Annotated in this window: 16 protein-coding genes and 1 pseudogene; 4 read left to right on the forward strand and 13 right to left on the reverse strand. The window is 64.9% G+C overall.

The window, feature by feature from the left end; all coding sequences use genetic code 11:
• Nucleotides 1–87: 87 nt before the first annotated feature.
• The 9 genes and pseudogenes from U5A57_RS03120 to U5A57_RS03160 form a co-directional block, all read right to left on the reverse strand.
• On the reverse strand, nt 88–1125 hold the full coding sequence (locus U5A57_RS03120; RefSeq protein ID WP_321908101.1) for an ABC transporter permease: 1038 nt from the start codon (nt 1123–1125) through the stop codon (nt 88–90).
• A gap of 53 nt (nt 1126–1178) precedes the next feature.
• The gene (gene rbsK / locus U5A57_RS03125) at nt 1179–2120 is read right to left on the reverse strand and encodes a ribokinase (RefSeq protein WP_321908103.1); all 942 of its coding nucleotides are present in this window, start codon (nt 2118–2120) and stop codon (nt 1179–1181) included.
• Nucleotides 2117–2596, reverse strand: a complete 480-nt coding sequence (locus U5A57_RS03130) for an RbsD/FucU family protein (protein ID WP_321908105.1) — start codon at nt 2594–2596, stop codon at nt 2117–2119. Before U5A57_RS03130 ends, rbsK begins: the two co-directional genes overlap by 4 nt.
• Before the next feature lie 173 nt (nt 2597–2769).
• Nucleotides 2770–5151, reverse strand: coding sequence for an aldehyde dehydrogenase family protein (locus U5A57_RS03135; RefSeq protein ID WP_321908107.1), 2382 nt, complete (start codon nt 5149–5151; stop codon nt 2770–2772).
• Between the two features lie 13 nt (nt 5152–5164).
• On the reverse strand, nt 5165–6178 hold the full coding sequence (gene deoC, locus U5A57_RS03140) for a deoxyribose-phosphate aldolase (RefSeq protein ID WP_321908109.1): 1014 nt from the start codon (nt 6176–6178) through the stop codon (nt 5165–5167).
• A gap of 190 nt (nt 6179–6368) precedes the next feature.
• Nucleotides 6369–7535 (reverse strand): annotated as a pseudogene (locus tag U5A57_RS03145) (GNAT family N-acetyltransferase).
• Between the two features lie 238 nt (nt 7536–7773).
• Entirely contained in the window at nt 7774–9054 is a 1281-nt protein-coding gene (locus U5A57_RS03150; RefSeq protein WP_321908111.1) for an MFS transporter, read from the reverse strand.
• Between the two features lie 2 nt (nt 9055–9056).
• Complete coding sequence (locus U5A57_RS03155; protein ID WP_321908113.1) at nt 9057–9563, reverse strand: flavin reductase; 507 nt, start codon at nt 9561–9563, stop codon at nt 9057–9059.
• 53 nt (nt 9564–9616) lie between these two features.
• Nucleotides 9617–10990, reverse strand: a complete 1374-nt coding sequence (locus tag U5A57_RS03160; protein WP_321908115.1) for an LLM class flavin-dependent oxidoreductase — start codon at nt 10988–10990, stop codon at nt 9617–9619.
• A gap of 172 nt (nt 10991–11162) precedes the next feature.
• Between U5A57_RS03160 and U5A57_RS03165 the strand changes: the two genes are divergently transcribed.
• From U5A57_RS03165 to U5A57_RS03175, 3 genes are all read left to right on the forward strand, one after another.
• Nucleotides 11163–11729: an XRE family transcriptional regulator gene (locus tag U5A57_RS03165; RefSeq protein WP_321908116.1), complete on the forward strand. Its 567-nt coding sequence runs from the start codon at nt 11163–11165 to the stop codon at nt 11727–11729.
• 181 nt (nt 11730–11910) lie between these two features.
• The gene (locus U5A57_RS03170) at nt 11911–12318 is read left to right on the forward strand and encodes a VOC family protein (protein WP_321908117.1); all 408 of its coding nucleotides are present in this window, start codon (nt 11911–11913) and stop codon (nt 12316–12318) included.
• A gap of 95 nt (nt 12319–12413) precedes the next feature.
• Nucleotides 12414–13094, forward strand: a complete 681-nt coding sequence (locus U5A57_RS03175) for an O-methyltransferase (protein WP_321908118.1) — start codon at nt 12414–12416, stop codon at nt 13092–13094.
• 111 nt (nt 13095–13205) lie between these two features.
• Here U5A57_RS03175 and U5A57_RS03180 read toward each other — a convergent pair whose 3' ends face one another.
• Both U5A57_RS03180 and U5A57_RS03185 read right to left on the reverse strand, forming a co-directional pair.
• Nucleotides 13206–14372, reverse strand: a complete 1167-nt coding sequence (locus U5A57_RS03180) for a porin (protein WP_321908120.1) — start codon at nt 14370–14372, stop codon at nt 13206–13208.
• Between the two features lie 579 nt (nt 14373–14951).
• Entirely contained in the window at nt 14952–15725 is a 774-nt protein-coding gene (locus U5A57_RS03185; RefSeq protein WP_321908578.1) for a helix-turn-helix transcriptional regulator, read from the reverse strand.
• 92 nt (nt 15726–15817) lie between these two features.
• Here U5A57_RS03185 and U5A57_RS03190 point away from each other — a divergent pair, with 92 nt between their 5' ends.
• Entirely contained in the window at nt 15818–16642 is an 825-nt protein-coding gene (locus U5A57_RS03190) for an alpha/beta hydrolase (protein WP_321908121.1), read from the forward strand.
• 17 nt (nt 16643–16659) lie between these two features.
• Here U5A57_RS03190 and U5A57_RS03195 read toward each other — a convergent pair whose 3' ends face one another.
• Together U5A57_RS03195 and U5A57_RS03200 are read right to left on the reverse strand one after the other, a co-directional pair.
• Nucleotides 16660–17898 carry an amidohydrolase family protein gene (locus U5A57_RS03195; protein WP_321908122.1) on the reverse strand — a complete coding sequence of 413 codons (1239 nt, stop codon included), beginning with the start codon at nt 17896–17898 and terminating at the stop codon, nt 16660–16662.
• 24 nt (nt 17899–17922) lie between these two features.
• Nucleotides 17923–19230, reverse strand: a complete 1308-nt coding sequence (locus tag U5A57_RS03200) for an MFS transporter (RefSeq protein WP_321908124.1) — start codon at nt 19228–19230, stop codon at nt 17923–17925.
• Nucleotides 19231–19345: the final 115 nt, after the last annotated feature.

Raw genomic sequence — 19345 nt, forward strand, 5'->3', positions numbered from 1 at the left:
GGTCCCATGCAACGCAAGCTCTCGCCCCGAATTAGATGGCGGCGGACCTCCGAGGCTCGAGGCCCGCCTGTTGCACGATTCAGCCGGTCAGCCCGAGGTCCGCCCTTTGCCCGCAGACGGAGAGCCCCCGAAACCGAAAATCGCGCGTACCCGCTCACCGCCCGCAAAGGCGAGCGAAAGCAACAGCAGGAAGCCCCAGGCGCAGTCGCCGAAAAACTGCGAAACGCCCATCAAATTGAAGAGGCTCGAAAGGAATTGCAGCACCGTCGCGGCAAAAAACACGCAGATGATGCGTCCATAGCCGCCCGCCGGATTTACGCCGCCCATCACCGCGATGAGAATGGCGATCAGCAGATAGGAATTGCCGTAGTCCCATTTCGCGCTGAGCGTGTGCGAAACGCTCACGAGCCCCGCAAGCGAAGCGAGCACGCCGCACATCGCATAGGTCATGATCAGCATGCGCGCACGCGGAATACCTGCATAGAACGCCGCGCGCTGGTTCGTGCCCATGAGGTAGAGGCGCAGCCCGAACGGCGTGCGCCTGAGCAGCCAGCCCAGCAGCACGACCACGGCCACGAATAGCAGGAATGAGATCGGCACCTGGAAGAACGTGCCGTTGCTGATGTCGGCCAGCGGTTCGACATAATCCACGTGCACCGAGGCGCCGTTGGAAAGCGCCACCGCGAAGCCCGTGAAAAGCAGTTGCGTGCCGAGCGTGCAGAGAATGGGCGTGAGCCCGAGGCGCGCGATCACCACGCCGTTGAGCAGGCCGCCAATGAGCCCCATGCACAGGACGATTACGCAAAAGAGCGACGTATACAGCACGGGTGAGTCGTCGCCGCTCACGAGGCGCGGCACCACCAGCGCGGCGATCATGCCTGAAAGATTCGCGAGGCCCACACCGGAAAGGTCGATGCCGCCGTTGCCCGAAAGCATGGAGAGCATGATGCCGAGCGCGAGCAGCGCGACTTCGGGCAGTTGCGCGCCCATCGACTGCAGGTTGTCGATGCCGACGAACTGCCCGCGCGATACCCAGACCGCGACCAGCACGACCAGCAGGTTCACCGCCAGCAGGAAGTTCAACTGCCGGTCGCCGAACCATTTGGCAAAGAGTGCAGACTTCATGGACCTCATCCTTTGCGGTGTGTTGTCACCTGGCAATGCTTAACGTGCTGCGCTCAATGCGCGTCGGCGCTCGCCACGCGCGCGAGCATCGCGTCGACTTCTTCCTTTCGCGGCATGGAAGGCGCGGTGCCCGCGCGCGTGACGGAAATGCCCGCCAGCGCACAGCCAAAGCGCGTGGCCGTGAGCGCGTCGTCGCCGCGTGCGAGCGCCGCCGCGAAGCCGCCCGTGAAGCCATCGCCCGCGCCCGCCGTTTCCACGACCGGGCCGCAATTGAACGCGGGCAGCAAGACCGAGTCATCGCGCGTATGCAACAGCGCACCAGCTTCGCCCAGCGTCACGATGACCGCGCCCGCGCCCTTGGCGAGCAGCACGTCGGCGGCGCGGCGCGCGTCGTCGGCGTTGCGGATTTCGATGCCGGTGAGCGCCTGCGCCTCAGTCTCGTTCGGCGTGACGTAGTCGCACAGCGGGAAGATGTCGTCGGGCAGCGCCATGGCGGGCGCCGGATTGAACACGGTCTTCACGCCATGCCGGCGCGCGAGTTCGAGGCCGCGCCGCGCCGCCGCGAGCGGCTGTTCGAGCTGCGTGACGAATACCTGGGAGGCCGCAATATCGGCTTCGATTGCTTCGGCGTCGCCGGGCTCCATCGTGGCCGCCGCGCCCGCCGCGACGATGATCGCGTTCATGCCGGTCGTGTCGTCCACGAAGATGTGCGCCGCGCCCGTGGCCAGGCCGTCCACGGCCCGGGTGCGCGCCGTGATGCCTTCGGCCGCCCATGTCGCCCGCGCGATATCGCCGAACGCGTCGTTGCCCACGCGCGTGCAGAACACCACCTGCGCGCCCGCGCGGGCGGCCGCCACCGCCTGATTCGAGCCCTTGCCGCCGGGCCCCATCGCGAATGCCGAGCCGGCGAGCGTCTCGCCGATCATCGGCATGCGGCTCGCACGGAACGCGAGGTCGGTCACATAGATGCCGAGGATGACGACGCGTCCGCTCATTGGCCTGGCTCCTTCGCGCGCGGCGCGTCGGGCGCAAGCAGCACGCCTTTGGTGAACACGAAGCAGCCGTAGCCACGCGTTTCCCCCGTGGCGATCACGCAGTAGGCCTTGCGGGCGCGCGCGTAGAACGCATGACGCTCGATGGGCGCGAACGGCACGGAGCGGCCTTCCGCGGCATCGACTTCGGCCTGCGCTTCGTGCTGCACCGTGGGGATCGTGTTGGGCTCGCCCACCACTTCCATGCGCATGGCCGGGGATTCGACAAAGGTGTCGAGCGGCAGCACGGAGAGGATCGCGCGCACGGCGCGAGGGGCATCGGCGCCGTCGATGCGCAGCAGCTTGCCGAGCACCGTTGCGCGCGCAACGGAGTCGGCGGGAAAGTTGGCGTCGCAAACGACGAGTTCGTCGCCGTGACCCATTGCGCGCAGCGCCTGGAGGACATCGGCGTTCAGAAGCGGGTCAAGATTCTTCAGCATTTTTTGTCTCCTGTCGACGGCACTTAGCGCTTTAGCGCTTAGTGCCGTCCCATGCAAAGCTGTCGACCGGAGTTAGTCCTTCAGCACTTACTCCGGTCCCATGCAAAGCTGTCGGCAGCACTTGGCGCTTCAGCGCTTAGTGATGCCCTTTGGCGTTCTCTTGTTCGAAACGCTCAGTCGCCGTACGGTATCCAGATGTTCTTCACCTGCACGGCCTGGCGCAGGAACGGCAATCCTGCGCTCGTCCGGTCGAACCAGTCAACCTCGCGGCCATGATCGACGAAGGTGCGCTTCAGGTTGCCGACCGATTCGCGCTCCACAAGGGACGAATCGGCCGCCGTGCCGAAGCACCAGAGCGCGTCCACGTCGTCGTGCTTCGCCAGCGCCGGCAGCAGCGCAGCACGCTCGCCGGTCAGAATGTTGAGCGCACCCGCGGGCACATCCGAAGTCTCCACGACCTGATAAAAATCCGTTGCCGCCAGCGGGCATGCCTCGCTCGCCAGCGCCACCACGCGGTTGCCCATTGCGAGCGCCGGCGCGATGAGCGAAACGAAGCCAAGCAGCGGCGCTTCGTCGGGGCAGGCGATGCCGACCACGCCTAGCGCCTCGTGCATCGCGAGCGCAACGCCGCGCAACGGCGGCGTATGCACCGCGCCATCGAACTTGTCGGCCCACGCCGCGTAGCTGAATAGCCGGTCGATGGCCATTTCCACTTCACGCTCGGCCGCGCGCGCGTCATGTCCCGCGCGGCGCGAAAGTTGCCGCGCGAATTCTTCGGCGCGCGCGCTCAGATTTTCCGCGAGGTAGTAGAGCACCTGGGCGCGAGCGTGCGTGCTCATCTGCGTCCATTTGCTCGCACCACGCGCGGCGGCAACGGCGTCGCGCACGTCCTTGCGGCTACCCGCGCCAACTTCGCCCACCCACTCGCCATTGGGCGCGTACACGGCGTGCGAATAACCGCTATCGGGCCGCACCTGCTTGCCGCCGATGAAAAGCTTCGCAGTGCGATCGAGACCTGTGCCTGCATGCGCAAAGTCTTGTGCGGGCGAGCGCGCCTTGCGTTGCGCGCGCATCGGCAGCGTGCTCCAGGCTGCGGGCTTCAGATATTCGAACACGCCTTCGCGGCCGCCTTCGCGCCCGAAGCCCGATTCGCGGTAGCCGCCAAAGCCCACGCTCGCGTCGAAGAGGTTTGTTGCGTTGATCCACACCACGCCGCATTGCAGGCGCGGCGCGATGTCGAGCGCGCGCCCGATCGTTTCGCTCCACACGCTCGCGGCGAGTCCATAGCGCGAGTTGTTCGCGAGCGCCACGGCCTCTTCCGGCGTGCGAAAGCTCATAGCCGCGAGCACCGGCCCGAAGATTTCTTCCTGCGCGAGCGTCGACGCCGGTCCCACGCCCGTAACTAGCGTGGGCGGATAGAAACAGCCGCCCGACGGCAGCTCGACTTCGCGCGGCTGCCACACGTTGCAGCCTTCGCGCCGCCCGGCTTCCACGAGCGACTCGATGCGTTCGAGCTGCACCGGATCGACGATCGCGCCAATGTCGATGCCCTTGTCGAGCGAAGGCCCCACGCGCAGCGTCGCCATGCGGCGCTTGAGCTTTTCGATAAAGCGCGCTTCCACGCCCTCCTGCACGAGCAGGCGCGAACCCGCGCAGCACACCTGGCCCTGGTTGAACCAGATGGCGTCCACCACGCCTTCCACCGCGCCGTCGAGGTCGGCGTCGTCGAAGACGATGAACGGCGACTTGCCGCCCAGTTCGAGCGTGAGCGACTTGCCCGTGCCGGCCGTCGCGGTACGGATGAGGCGGCCCACTTCGGTCGAGCCGGTAAAGGCGATCTTGTCGACGCCCGGATGCTCGACGAGCGCCGCGCCCGTGCTGCCGTCGCCCGTCACCACGTTGAGCACGCCCTTGGGCAGCCCCGCGCGATGCGCCAGTTCGGCGAACAGGAGCGCGGTGAGCGGCGTGTATTCGGCGGGCTTGAGCACCACGCAGTTGCCGAGCGCGATAGCGGGCGCCACTTTCCACGCGAGCATCAGTAGCGGAAAGTTCCACGGCACGATCTGACCGATCACACCAAGCGGCGACCAGCCAGGCAGTTCGTTCTCCTGAAGCTGCGCCCAGCCAGCGTGATGGAGGAAATGGCGCGCCACGAGCGGAATGTCGATATCGCGCGCCTCGCGAATCGGCTTGCCGTTGTCGAGCGCTTCGAGCACGGCAAAGAGGCGGCTGTGCCGCTGCACCATGCGCGAAAGCGCGTAGAGATGGCGCGCCCGCACCGCGCCGCCCATGGCGTACCACTCGGGCTGCGCCGCGCGCGCTGCCGCCACGGCCGCCGCCACATCGGCCGCGCCGCCTTGCGCAACGGCGGCGAGCGCCTCGCCGGTGGCCGGCGCGCGCACTTCGAAGCGCGCACCATCGCCACTTTCGCGCCATGCGCCATCAATGAAATGCCCGAACGTGGCTTCGTGCTGCGCAAGCCAGGCGCGCACGGGCTGATCGTCCTCGGGGGCGGGACCGTAATCCATCGTTCGGAAGTACTCGGCTACGCTCATCGGTATGGTCTGCTCAGGCTACGGGGTGGCGGTGGAAGGCGGAATAGCGGCCGCTCACGTGGTGTTCGAGCTGGCGCTCGATGTCGGCAAGCAGGCTCGACGCGCCGAAGCGGAACAGCTCCGGCTCGAGCCAGGGCCGCCCCAGCTCTTCCTTCATGAGGATCTGGTACGCAAGCGCGGTTTTGGCGTTCGAGACGCCGCCCGCGGGCTTGAAGCCCACCAGCGCGCCGGTGCGCTCGCGGTATTCGCGGATCATGCGCACCATGACGAGCGAAACGTCGAGCGTGGCATTGGTGCCTTCCTTGCCCGTAGACGTCTTGATGAAGTCCGCGCCCGCCATCATGCAGACCATCGAAGCGCGGGCAATGTTCGACAGCACGCGAATGTCGCCGGTGGCGAGAATCGCCTTCAGGTGCGCGTCGCCGCACGCCGCGCGGAATTCGCGCACTTCGTCGTAAAGCGCGCGCCAGTTGCCGGTGAGCACGTACTCGCGCGTCACGACGATGTCGATTTCCTCGGCGCCGTCCTTAACGGAGGCCTCGATTTCCTTGAGCTTGAGCGCGTGCGGATTGAGGCCGGCAGGAAAGCCGGTGGACACCGCCGCAACGGGTATGCCGCTGCCCGCCAGCGCGTCCACGGCCGCCGCGACGAAGCGGTGGTACACGCACACCGCGCCCGTGGTGATGGCCTCGGGCGCGAAGCCGAGCGCGGCCAGCAGGTCGGCGCGCACGGGGTGGCGCGCCTTCGTGCATAGGCGCCGCACACGGCCCTCGGTGTCGTCGCCGTTGAGCGTGGTGAGATCGATGCAGGTGATGGCCTTCAGGAGCCACGCGGCCTGCGCGTCCTTCTTGACCGCGCGGCGCGTGCCGAGCGTGGCCGTGCGCCGCTCGACGGCGGACTGGTTGACGCGCAAGGCGTCGAGCCACGCCGCGTCGAACGCCACGCCGGCGTTGCGCGCGCCATGCGCAGCGTGCTGGGCGGGCGCGCCGCGCAGCACGACGAGCGAGTTCGTTGAGGCTTCTGACATAGGCTGGGAGGCGAATTTGTGCAATGCACATCAAACCGTGGTGGTTTATTCGCACCCATCCTATACCGATGAAACGATTGTGACAATACTCGTTACAATCCTATCTATCACACGCGAGACGTGGGAACGCCGGCCCGCGCGTTCAAGCCTCCGCGCGAAGCCGCCGTTTGCGCGTATCCGCGCGCCGGGTTCAGAACTGCAATCGATAACGCACAAAATCGTCGGCTTGCGCGAATTCGTCGTAGAGCTTGCGCGCGGGATTGTCCTCGCGCGTGTGCCAGTAAAGGCGCGACCATGCGCGCGAGCGCGCCAGTGCGATGAGGTCTTCGATGAGCCGCCTGCCTATGCCCTGGCCGCGGCAGCCGGGATCGACGAACAGGTCTTCCAGATAGCAGATGGGCGCGTCCACCCATGTGCCTTCGTGCAGCACGCAGAGGCTGAATCCCGCCAGCTTTCCCTCGACTTCAGCCACGCGCGCGAACAGCGGCGCGTTCGCATCGAGCATGCGCTGCCATGTTCGCTCGCTGATGTGCGGCGCGACGCGCGTTGCGTAGAACGCGTTGTAGCCGGCCCAAAGGTGGAACCACGCGTCGCGGTCGGCGGGCGCGACGTCGCGGATCAGGATCGCCGCGGACATTCAGGACGCCGCCGGGTCTCTCAAGCTGGCAAGCGAGGCGCGCTGCTTGCCGTGAGCGTCGAAGTTGTCTTTCGAGAGCCACTTCTCGAACGCGGCTTTCACGAGCGGCCAGTCCTGGTCGATGATGGCGAACCACGCGGTGTCGCGGTTGCGGCCCTTGTACACGATCGCCTGGCGGAAAATGCCCTCGAACTGGAAGCCCAGACGCAGCGCCGTCTTGCGCGAAGGCGCGTTCAGGCTGTCGCATTTCCATTCGTAGCGCCGATAGCCCAGGTCGTCGAACGCGTAGCGCATCAGCAGGTACTGCGCCTCGGTCGAAACCGGCGTTTGCTTCAGGCGCGGCGAAAACGTCACGCTACCCACTTCGATCACGCCATGCACCGGCTCGATGCGCATGAGCGCGAACGTGCCCACAGCCTTGCCGCTCGCGCGGTCGATCACAGCGTAATGGAACGGGTCGCTCGATGCGGCCGCTTTCGCGAGGTACTCGCGAAACGCCGCGAAGTCGGTGAACGGCTCGGCGAACAGATAGGTCCAGTCGCGCCCGTCGGCCGCCGCGCCGTACGCTTCGAAGAGATCGGCGGCATGCCGGTCGAGGTCAATGGGCTCGATGCGGCAGAACTGACCTTCGATCGTCACACGCGCGGGCCGCTCGCGCGGCTGCCAGCCGGTTACCGGGTCGCCAATGGGCTGCTGGAATTCGTTCAGTCTTGCTGACATGCGTGACAAGCTCCTCTTGCGCGAGACAGATAGGGTATCCGCACAAAGGTAACGTAGCCGTGGCTCCGTGAAAAGATCCACGGGTTATGGCTGCGGTGGAGCCACAACCGGACTTGAATTCCACCGGTTCTCGCGGCGTCGCGGCGGGCGTGTCCTGATAGATGCATGCGCGCGCAACGATTCGCGAGTTTTCGCTTTGATCGACCGTATCAGCGCACGGCACGTGCTGACTCGATCCTCAACGCCGCCCGCCCGCAAGCCTCACCGCGTCGGGATGACGGCGCAAGCGCAGCATCGCGACGCAACCAAGCGCCGGCCCCACGGCCAGCATGCCGAAGCCGCCCCGCCATCCGAGCCACGCCACCGCGTAAGGCACGAGATGAATGCTCACCAGCGTGAGCAAAAAGCCCGCGCAGGTTTGCGCGGTCAGCAGCGTGCCGACCGAGTCCGGATCGGCCAGTTCGGCCACGCTCGCCGAAAACTGCGCGGAATCGGCGATCACCGAGACGCCCCACACGAGCGCGACGGCCCCCATTACGGCAAGCGGCGCGTTGGCCAGCCAGCCCATGAGCGCCGCGCACATTGCGCTCGTCGCCATGGCGCCCACCGTGACGGCCGTGCGCCCCACGCGATCCGCCAGCACGCCGCCTAGCCACGCGCCTGCCGCGCCGATCGCGATCACGCTGAAGGTCATCCATTCCGCGCGCGTGCGGGCGTTGGCCATGCCACGTGCGATAAAGGTTTGCTGAAGAAACAGCGCGAGCCACGCCCACATCGCGTAAAGCTCCCACATGTGGCCGAGATAGCCGAGATTGGCGAGCCGCAAGGCGGGCTTGCGCCACGCCTGCGTGACCTTCGCGAAGTCGATGCGCGTGGCGCGCCGGATATTCGGCCCGATGCCCGCAAAGCCGATCAGCACTGCGGCGCACGCCGCGCATGCGGCGGCGACGCCATAGATCGTGCGCCAGTCGAGCCCGCCCGTCGCGGCCAGCAAATGCGGGCTCGCCGAGCCGAGCGTGAGCGCGCCGACGAGGAGGCCAACGAGCAGGCCGAGATCGCCCTTCGCCCAGGTGGCCGCGAGCCGCATGCCGACCGGATACACGCCCGCCATGCACATGCCGGTGACGAAGCGCAGCGCGACGACCGCGCCGCCAACCGGCGGCAGGAACGCGAGCGAGGCGGTAGCGACGGCCGCCACGAGCGCGGAGCCCGCGAGCAGCCTGCGTAGATCGTAGCGGTCGGGCAGCGAAAGCAGCGCCGAAGTGATGGTGCCCGCTACGAAGCCGCACTGCACGGCGCTCGTGAGCAGCGCCTCATCGAACGCGGCAATGGCGTGTGCCTGCTTGATGAGGGCCACCACCGTGCTCGACGAAAACCACACGCCCATCGCCGCCACTTGCGCAAGCAGCAGCAACGCCAGCGATGCGGCCTTGCCGCGTTGCGCCGCGCCTTGCCCAGGCGACCCCGTTTCGTCAGGAGAACGGGAACCGCCAGCCCCTTGAGAAGGCGTGCGCGCCACGCTCAGACCGCCGCCGCTGCGTGCGCCTGCGCAAGCACGCGATGAAACGCGCGGCCGAACCAGATCAGCCCGTCACGCCCGCCCACCATGCGTGCCGCCTTGATCTCGCAGAAAAACACCGTGTGCGTGCCGACTTCGGTCGTGCGCGTAATGTGGCAATCGAATGAACTCACCGCGCCGCGCAGCGCAGGCGCCCCCGTTTCGAGCCGATACCAGTCGGCGAGCGCGAAACGCTCGTCCATGTCGATGTCTTTCGTGGCGAAGCGCGTGGCCACCTCGCGCTGGTCGGCCGCCAGCACGTTTACGCAAAGCCGGCCGTTCTCGCGCAGGATCGCGTTGTTGCGGCTCGTGCGGTTGATGCAGACGAGCAGCGTGGGCGGCTCGTCCGTCACGCCGCATACGGCGGACGCCGTGCACCCGGCGCGCCCGGCGTCGCCATCGGTCGTGACGATGTTCACGGCGGCCCCAAGACCTGCCATGGCGTCGCGAAAGAGGGATTTGTCTACCATGTTCTTGCCCGCTTGCCGCGGTCTCCTCGTAGCGGGAATTCAGTGTCCGATGCTCATGCGTCGTTGGCGTGCGCGCCGCGATACCGTGCCGCCGCGTGCGAGGCCGGCAGACGCGCGCCGCCGGAGAGCTTTTCGCGCAGCGTGCCCTCACGATACGCGCGCTTGTACGCGCCGCGCGTTTGCAGTTCCGGCACCAGCAGTTCGACCACGTCGTCGAAGCACTCCGGCACCACCGTGCGCGAAAGATTGAAGCCATCCACGCCGGCCGTTTCGCTCCACTCGATCAGCGTATCCGCAATGCGCTGCGCCGAGCCCACCCACGGCGCCTGGCGGCTGCCGAGCACCATTTGCTCGAGCAGCTTGCGGCGCGTCCACTGCGGCCCGGCGCTGCGCGTCATGGCTTCGACGTTGGAAACAATCGCCTGGCTCTGGCCTGTTTCGATCGGCTCGTCGAGATCGTAGCGCGCGAAGTCGATGCCAAGCGAAGCCGCCGCGTGCGCGAGCGCCGCTTCGGAACTCACGTAGCGCCGGTAGTCTTCGAACTTCTCGCGCGCTTCGTTATCCGTGCGTCCGACGATCAGCGTGGCGCCAAGAAAGACCTTCACGTCGTCGGCCGCGCGTCCGAGTTGCACCGCCTGGCGCCGAATGTCTCCGACGATCTCCTTCACGCCGTCCATCTTCTGACCATTGATGAACACGCACTCGGCGTGCGTCGCCGCAAAGCGCCTTCCGCGCGTGGACGATCCCGCCTGGTACAGCACGGGCGTGCGCTGCGGCGACGGTGCGCACAGGTGCATTGCATCCACCTTGTACTGCGGCCCGCGATGATGAATCATGCGCACGCGCGCCGGGTCGGCGTAAATACCGCCCGCGCGGTCGTTGATCACCGCATTGTCGTCCCAGCTGCCCTCCCAGAGCTTGTACACGAGCGACATGTATTCGTCGGCCAGATCGTAACGGTCGTCGTGGGCGTTCTGCCCGTCCATGCCGATCGCGCGCGCGGCGCTATCGAGATAGCCTGTGACGATGTTCCAGCCGATGCGCCCGCCCGTGAGATGGTCGAGCGTGGACATGCGCCGCGCAAACAGAAACGGCTGCTCATAGGTGAGATTGGCCGTCACGCCAAAGCCCAGATGCTGTGTAACCGCGGCCATGGCGGGAATGACGAGCGTAGGGTCGTTCACCGGCACCTGCACCGCGCCGCGCAGCGCGGCATCCGCGTTGCCGCCGTAGACGTCGTACACGCCCACGACATCCGCGAAAAAAATGCCGTCGAACAGGCCCCGTTCGAGCTTCTTCGCGTAGTCGGTCCAGTACTGCAGCTCCGTATAGCGGCTCGACTGGTCGCGCGGATGCGTCCACAAGCCTTGCTGAATGTGGCCCACGCAGTTCATGTCGAAAGCGTTCAGACGGATTTCACGCGGCATGTCGGCTCCTTTTCGGCGCACTCGATGCTATCTACTATAGTAGACGAACGGATACTAATGAAACCGGGATTTGATCCGGGTTAACTCGGATGCCGTTCGATCTGCTAAACAGCGCGCCGCGACTGGCCCCGTATAATCGACTCGCTCGCGCCCCAACGCCAACCTTCCAGGTATGAACCGACCGCTCACCGATCCCACCTCCGCCATTTCCACGCGCGTGCGTATCGAGCGCGAATCGCGCGGCTGGTCGCTCGCGGACATGGCCGAGCGCTCGGGCGTTTCCAAGGCCATGATCAGCAAGATCGAGCGAGGCGAAGCGAGCCCCACGGCGACCGTGCTCGGCCGGCTTTCGGGCGCCTTTGGCCTGCAGCTTTCCATGCTCCTCGCGCTCGCCGAGCAAACTGGCGAGCGCTTGAGCCGCGCCGCCGATCAGCAGCTCTGGCAAGACCCCGAAACCGGCTATACGCGCCGCGCCGTCTCGCCGCGCAACGGCGGCATGCTCGAACTCGTGGAAATCGCGTTGCCGGGCGGGGTTCGTGTTGCGTATCCAGCGTCGGCGTTTGCGTTCCAGCATCAGCAGATCTGGGTGCGCAGCGGCACGCTGGTATTCGAGGAAGGCGAGCAGGTTCATACGCTCGAAGCCGGCGACTGCCTCCAGCTCGGGCCGCCTGCCGCGTGCGCGTTCTTCAATCCGGGCAAGGGCCCGTGCGTCTACGTCGTGGCGCTCGTGCGCCGCTGAATGCGAGCACGCGTTGGCGCGGCCGCTGTCTTTCATCGTTGAATCGGCTATGGCACAGGGGTTTTGCGCGCATGGCGCGTGCGCACCCAATGCGAGTAGCCGAATGTGAGCATTTGCTTATATTCTGAAGTCCTCAGGCGGTAACGGCACAGGGCCGCCGCCACACCATGAGAGACCGACGATGAATGACGTGATTCAAGCCATGAAGCTCAATCACCTGAGCTTCCCCTCCTCCGATACCGCCGCAACGGCGGCCTTCTTCGAACGCCATTTGGGATTCACGATAGCGGGAGCGTGGGACCAGTCGTTTATCCTCAAGCGCCCCGGCTACGACGTGGTGATCGACCACGCAAGCGGCGACGCGCCGGCGTGGCCCGAGAACTTCCACGTGGGCTTCGAGCTGCCGAGCCTCGACGCCGTGCGCGACCTGTATGAGCGCTTCACGACGGAGGGCGTCCACATGGAAACCGGCATCTTCAACAATGGCCGCGGGTCACGCTTTTTCTGCCGCGCGCCGGGCGGCGTGATGTTCGAAATGAACACTCGAGCGGACGCCGCTCCCGAATATCGCGGCACGTTTGACAACTGACTGGTGTGATTGCCAATCTCGATCAAGCCGTTTTTTAATGTTTAGTCATGCTATGCAATTACGCGCCGTTTTTGCATTAGCGAAAGGAGAATTCCATGAACACATTGACCTCGCCTCAACTCGCGCCGTTGCTGGATCGCCTGTTCGACGAAGCCGATGCCATTTCCCCGGCGTCCATTTCCGCAGTGGCCGCACTCTCACCCGAGGAACGCACACGGCTGATGCACAGCAAGACGGACTATCTCGACTTCTACGGCCGCCTGAAGGACGTTGCCCTTCCCGTTTCGCGAGAAACGGGCGTGCTGCTCTACATGCTGGCGCGCGGCGGTCGTGCGCGGACCATCGTCGAATTCGGTACGTCGTTTGGCATTTCCACGCTGCACCTCGCGGCGGCGCTGCGGGACAACGGCGGCGGCCGGTTGATTACGTGTGAATTCGAGCCGTCCAAGATCGCGCGAGCCCGCGAAAATCTCATGAGCGGCGCACTATTCGATCTCGTGGAAATTCGCGAAGGCGATGCCTTGCAGACGCTGAGTGTGGACCTGCCCGATTCGATCGAGCTTCTGCTGCTCGATGGCGCGAAGGCGCTTTACGGCGACGTGCTGAGCCTCGTTGAGTCGCGCCTTGCGCAGGGCGCGTTCGTCGTCGCGGACAATGCCGCTTACAGCCCCGACTATCTCGCGCGCGTGCGTGCACCCGGGAATGGGTATCTCTCGATTCCGTTCGGCGGGGATGTGGAGGTTTCGATGCGGGTGGGTGTTGGCAAACCCTCGTGAAAAAACACCCCAAAGGTTGGATCAATGTCCAACTTTTGGGGTGCGATTCACAAGCGGAGCGCTTCTTTAACTGGGTAACGTGTCTGCTACCCCGCGCTTCCGAACCTGCGATTAGAACCGATGGTACATGCCAATGTTGGCTTGAACCTGGTTGCCGCCCGATGCGGTGTTGCCGAAGTCAGCAGCCGAAGCCTGAGCGCCCTGAGCATGAACGTAGGCACCCATTGCGTAGACCGACGTGAGCTTCGACAGCGCGTACGTCGCACCCAGCGAGACCTGGTTGATCGAAGCCATGGTGCGGCCCTCAGCGGCTTGCGCAGGCGTGGCTTGCGAACCGTAGACGTACGTGTATCCCGCAGCCAGCGACAGCGCCGGGGTTGCCTGGTACTGCAGAAGGCCGCCCAGCACGTTGAAGTGAATCGACTGTTGGCCGTCGTTGCCCTGGTACTGCGCGTTCGAGTAACGCAGGCCGGCCGTGTACGGACCAAACTGGTATTGACCGGCGATCTGAGCGATGCCCGCGCTCTTGAACGCATTGCCGCCGTAGTAACCCGAGCTCGGATAGCCCAGCGCACCACCGAAGGACGGTTGTGCCGTTGCGTTCTGCCAGCCGGCCTCACCCTGGTTTGCGGCGTGGAAGTAGCCGCCAGCGACCGTCAGACCACCCTGATCGTAGTCCGCAGCCACCGACCACGACTGACCCGAGCCCATAGCACCGGCAACGCCGCCGAACGAGTACGCGCCTTCAGCCTGGAAGCCGTGGAAAACCGGCGAGATGTACTTCACCGCGTTGTTCTGGTTCGTCGTGTTGTCGTTGTTGTCCACGTCGCCCGGGGTCGAGAACGTCGACGCCGAAATGGCGTCGCCCGTGAGGCCTTGAACCATTTCCGTCACGGCGTCGATCTGGCGACCCAAACGCACGGTACCGTACTGGTCCGAAGTGAGGCCTACGAACGCCTGGCGGTTGAACAGCGAACGCGAGGAGCCAATGGGGCCCTGGCCGCCAATGCCACCGGTGGCAATGTTGAAGCCATTTTCGAGCTTGAAGACTGCCTTGAAGCCGCCGCCGAGGTCTTCCTGACCCTGCATGCCCCACTTGTTCGAACCTGAGGCGCCGCCGTCGAGGCTGACCTTCGAGTGGCCGCCGACGTTGGAGGTGTAGCCGATACCGGCGTCGAGCATGCCGTACAGGGTGACCGACGACTGTGCCATTGCTGCCGAGGATGCTGCGAAAGCGGCAACCGCGATAACGCTTGCCTTGATGTTGGTGTTCTTCATCTGTAATTCAGTAACCAGTAGTCTCTTTTGGATTGATGTACTTTTTTGTTGCGCGCCGGAGAATACGGTACCGCCCTGCAACTCAAGAAACGAAAAAAAATGACTGTCGCGAAAACGTAACAGTAGGCGCAATGTCTTGTGGAGCGGGCGATCGACGGATTGCGCCACATTATCGACGCCGGATTGCCCCCTTCAATTATTACGAGATTTGATACAATTGGGGTCGCATTCACTTAAATGGTGCATGCGCGGGTGCCGCGCGAGCCGGTCTGAGTTGGGTGCCGCGCCAGGTGGCGGCGTGCGGCAACTGCAGTCATGGCAATCGCCGCGACCGCTTTCAGCAGCACTGAACGCTATGGATGACGCTTGACGAAACGGGCGACGGCCACGACCGTGACCCTGTGGCGGCTGGAGATGATCAACGTATACCCGGGTGGCGCAGATTAGGTATTTCGCACCGCGATTTATGCGCCGTTGCGGTCGACGATCCAGTCATCTGGAAGGTTGCAAAATGGGCAGTGAAGGGGCATGCCGCGCTCGCACGCCGTAAAACGAGCGGCTGCGCCTTCACGCCGCTCGTCACGTCTCCAGATATTGGCTCGGCGCTTCCCCCAGCACGCGACGAAAGGCGAATGAGAACGCGCCAGGACTCGCGTACCCAAGGTCCAATGCAACCCGAGTCACGGGCTCCCCTCCACTCAAACGCTCGATGGCAGAAAGCAGGCAGACCTGCTGGCGCCACTCCGCAAAACTCACGCCGGTCTCTACACGAAAAAGCCGCGTAAGCGTTCGCCGGCTCATTCCGACTTCGGCGGCCATCATGTCCAGCCCGACGGCGATCGATGGCGCGTCAAGCAGCATCCGGCACGCGCGAACGAGACGAGGATCACTCGGCAACGGCGCATGGAGTGAGAGTCGCGGCATTGACGCTATCTCCGCCACGAGCAGGCTCATCAGCTTGCCTGCACGCCCACCAACGTCGTACATGGCCGGCAAATCGATGGCCTCTTCGAGCAATTGTTTGAGAAGGGCCGAAACGCCGTAGACGCAACAATGGGCCGGCAGTTGCGCATCGCGCGTTTCTTCCAGCGACACGAAAGCGTTGAGCATGGTGACGGGCCCGCGCATCGTCATTTCGTGCGCTACACCGGCGGGCACCCAGCACGCTCGCTGCGGCGGCACGAGCCACCGGCCTTCCGGAGTCGCCACGCTGATCGTGCCGCGAGAGGCAAACGCGAACTGACCGCGTCGATGCGCATGCACGGGAAATGATGAGCCGGCCGCGTATTCGTTCGCGGTCACGACCACGCTGCGAGGAATGTCTTCGAAGGGATCGACCAAGGTATTTCGCATGGCCCGAATTCTACAGTGATTGACCCGTTTTAGAAGGCGGGCCTCGGTCATCCGACTTACGATCTGCCCATCCCATTCATTTCGGAGTCGATATGCCCAATACGTTTCATCGCGTGGGACATGGCCCTCACCCCGTCCTCGTTCTGCACGGCTGGTTCGGTGACGCTCATTCGTTCGAGCAGATTGAACCCTGGCTGTCTGGCCACGCCTTCAGTTACGTATTCATGGACTATCGCGGCTACGGAAAAATGCGGGAAGCGCGCGGAGACTACACGGTCGATGAGATCGCCTCCGATGCGCTGGCGCTTGCCGATGCGCTCGGCTTTCACACCTTCAGCCTGATGGGTCATTCAATGGGCGGCATGGCGATCGAACGGATTGCGACACGTGCTCCCGAGCGGGTCAGGGCACTGGTTGCAGTCGCGCCGGTTCCATGCGGCGGCATTGCATACGATGCGGCAACGCGGCGCCTGCTCGAAGACGCCGCCGGGTCCATCGACAATCGGAGAACCATCATCGATCGCAGCACCGGCGGACGGTTACCCTCGTCCTGGGTCGACTGGAAAGCGGCCTGGTCGGCAACGCATTCCTGCCCGCATGCGTTCGCCGCGTACTTCCGTGCGTGGGCCGATACCGACTTCAGCGACGCGATCACCGGCAGGCATCCGGTGAAGGTGCTGGTGGGCGAGCACGATCCCACCTTCAACGCCGCATTGATGGCCAAAACCTACCTCCTCCGCTATCCCCGGGCCACGGTTGAGATACTGAGGAACGCCGGCCACTATCCGATGAATGAAACACCCCTCGCGCTTGCCGCGGCCATCGAATCCTTCCTTATCGAAACGGCCGTGGCCGCGAGTCCGTCCCAAAACGGCGCCGATGCTCCTCCGGATCGCCCCGCTTTCGCGGAAAATTGATTCATGCCCGAGGGCGATCAGCCCTCCACCCGCGCCTTCACAATTTTCCCCCGCTGCAGCACATAGTCGATCCGCTCGCCCTCACCGGCCACGACGCCAATGTCGTCGAGCGGATTTCCGTCGAGCACCACCACATCGGCAATGGCGCCCGCCGCGATCACGCCCAGTTCGCCCTTCATGTTCACGATCTCCGCAGCCACGCTCGTAGCCGAACGCAACGCCTCCAGATTACCGAGCACTTCCGCGCGAATGCGGAATTCACCGGTCTGGAACGCGTGCATCTCGCCGAGCAGGTCGGAGCCGAAGCCCATCTGCACGCCGGCCTTTGCATAGATTTCCAGCGATTCGCGCCCCTTCTGCTGCACGGAAGCCACCTTCGCCACCGAATCCGGCGGCAGTCCGAACTGCGCGCCGTGTGTGGCCAGTGCGTCGTAGGTCACGAGCGTCGGCACCACGAAAGCACCGAACTCGCGCATCACCTGCGCGGCCGCTTCGTCCACGAGATTGCCGTGCTCGATCGTGCGCACGCCGCAGCGCACCGCGCGCGCAATTGCGCGCCCCGTGTACGCATGCGCCATCACATAGGTGTTCGCTGCTTGCGCCTCCGCCACGATGGCGCGAATTTCATCTTCGGAGTACTGGGTATTGTTGATGGGGTCCGTAGGCGAAGCCACGCCGCCCGACGCCATGATCTTGATCTGCGTGGCGCCCTTCTGGATCTCCTCGCGCACGGCGAGGCGCACGGCATCCACGCCATCCACCACGCGCGCAATCGCGCCCGTGCGAAAGCAGCACGAGCACGGTTCGAGCAGGTCGCCTCGCGGGCGGAAATCGCCGTGACCGCCCGTCTGCGAGAGCGCCTTGCCCGAGGGGAAGATGCGCGGCCCGGGCACGAGGCCCGTTTCCACGGCCTGCATCAGGCTCCAGTCGGCGCCGCCCGCGTCGCGCACGCTAGTGAAGCCGCGCGAGAGCATGGCGTCGAGAATCGGCAGCGAGCGGATGGCCGCGAGTATATTGGGCTGCATGGCGTTCGCGCCGAGATTCGCGTTCGAGGCGAGCACGTGCACATGACAGTCGATAAAGCCCGGCATGACGGTCTTGCCGCGCACGTTGACCACGTTTGCATTCGGCAGATCGATGGGGCGATCGGTCACTTCCACGATGCGCTCGTCTTCGATCACGACGTGATGGTGTTCGAGCAGCACGCCGCGTTCGAGATCGAGTACGTTGCCGCCTTTGAGAACCGTAATGGCCATTGTCTGGATTCCTTATAGAGTCGTTCAGTTCGCGCGCCGCATGTCCTTCACGAAGAAGGTGCCAACCAGGCTGATGGCGGCCGCAACGATCACATAGAGCGCGGGCGCCATGTTGCTGCCTGTGCGGGCGATGAGCCACGTGATCAGGAACGGCGCGAAGCCGCCGAAGATCGTGACCGCGAAGTTGTAGGCCACCGAAAGGCCGGTCGAGAGCACCTTGGTCGGGAACAACTCGGAGAAGGCGGCGAGGATCGGCCCGGTGTAGGCGGCGATCAGCACGCCGAACACGGCCTGAAACACGATGAGCGAAGCGAAGCCGGGCGCGTGGTTGATCCACGTGAACATGGGCCATGCGAGCACGAGAATCAGGAACGCGGCGCCGCTCAGGAACACGCGCCGGCCCCACGCATCCGCCAGCTTGCCCACAATGGGCGCGCCGCACATGATCATCAGGCCGCCTACCATGCCCGCGGAAAAGCCCGTCGACTGCGGCAAGTGCAGCGTGCGCACCGAATAGGTCGGCATGTAGAACAGCAGCACGTAGGTGCAGACCGTCCAGAGAATGACCATGGAAAAGCTCGCGAACGTCTCGCGCGGGTAGCGCTCGAACACTTCCTTGAGCGGTGAATTGTCTTTCGCCTGCGCTTCCACGGCGCTGAACGCGGGCGTTTCGTCGATATGGCTGCGGATGTAATAGCCGACCGGCCCCACGAGAATGCCGATCAGGAACGGCAGGCGCCAGCCCCAGCTATGCAGCGACTGCGCGTCGAGCGACGAGGTCACGAAGGTGCCCGTGGCCGCGCCCAGCAGCACGGCAAAGCCGATGCTCGACTGAATCCAGCTCGAATAGTAGGCACGCTTGCCCGGCGGCGCGTACTCGGTAAGGAACGCCGTGGCGCCGCCCATCTCGCCGCCTGCGGAGAAACCCTGCAGCAGGCGCGCAAGCACGATCAGCAGCGGCGCGGCGATACCGGCTTGCTCGTAGGTGGGCGCGAGCCCGATGAGCGCGGTGCCGAACGCCATCAGCAAGATGGTGAGCGAGAGCGCGGCTTTGCGGCCCACCTTGTCGGCATAGATGCCGAGCACGATGCCGCCTACGGGCCGCATGAAAAAGCCCACGCCGAAGGTCGCCACCGTGAGCAGGACGGAGGTCAGCTCGTTGCCGGTTGGAAAGAACAGCTTCGCGATGATGACAGCGAAGAAGCTGTACACCGTGAAGTCGAACCACTCGAGGCCGTTGCCCAGTACCGTCGCGATGATCGCGCGGCGGCGCTGCTGCGCGGTTGTCGCGACGGCGTCATGCGCGACGCGAGGTGAAAGCGTTCCTTGCATGGTGTCTTCCTGATCAGATTAATCGTAGCTGCGCGCCAACTGCCACGCGCCCGGAGCCCCAACATGCTCCCCATGCTAATGACAGCACGATTAATTTCTGAAACGAAAGATACGC

The sequence above is a fragment of the Paraburkholderia sp. J11-2 genome (genome assembly GCF_905220185.1).
Lineage (GTDB): Bacteria > Pseudomonadota > Gammaproteobacteria > Burkholderiales > Burkholderiaceae > Paraburkholderia.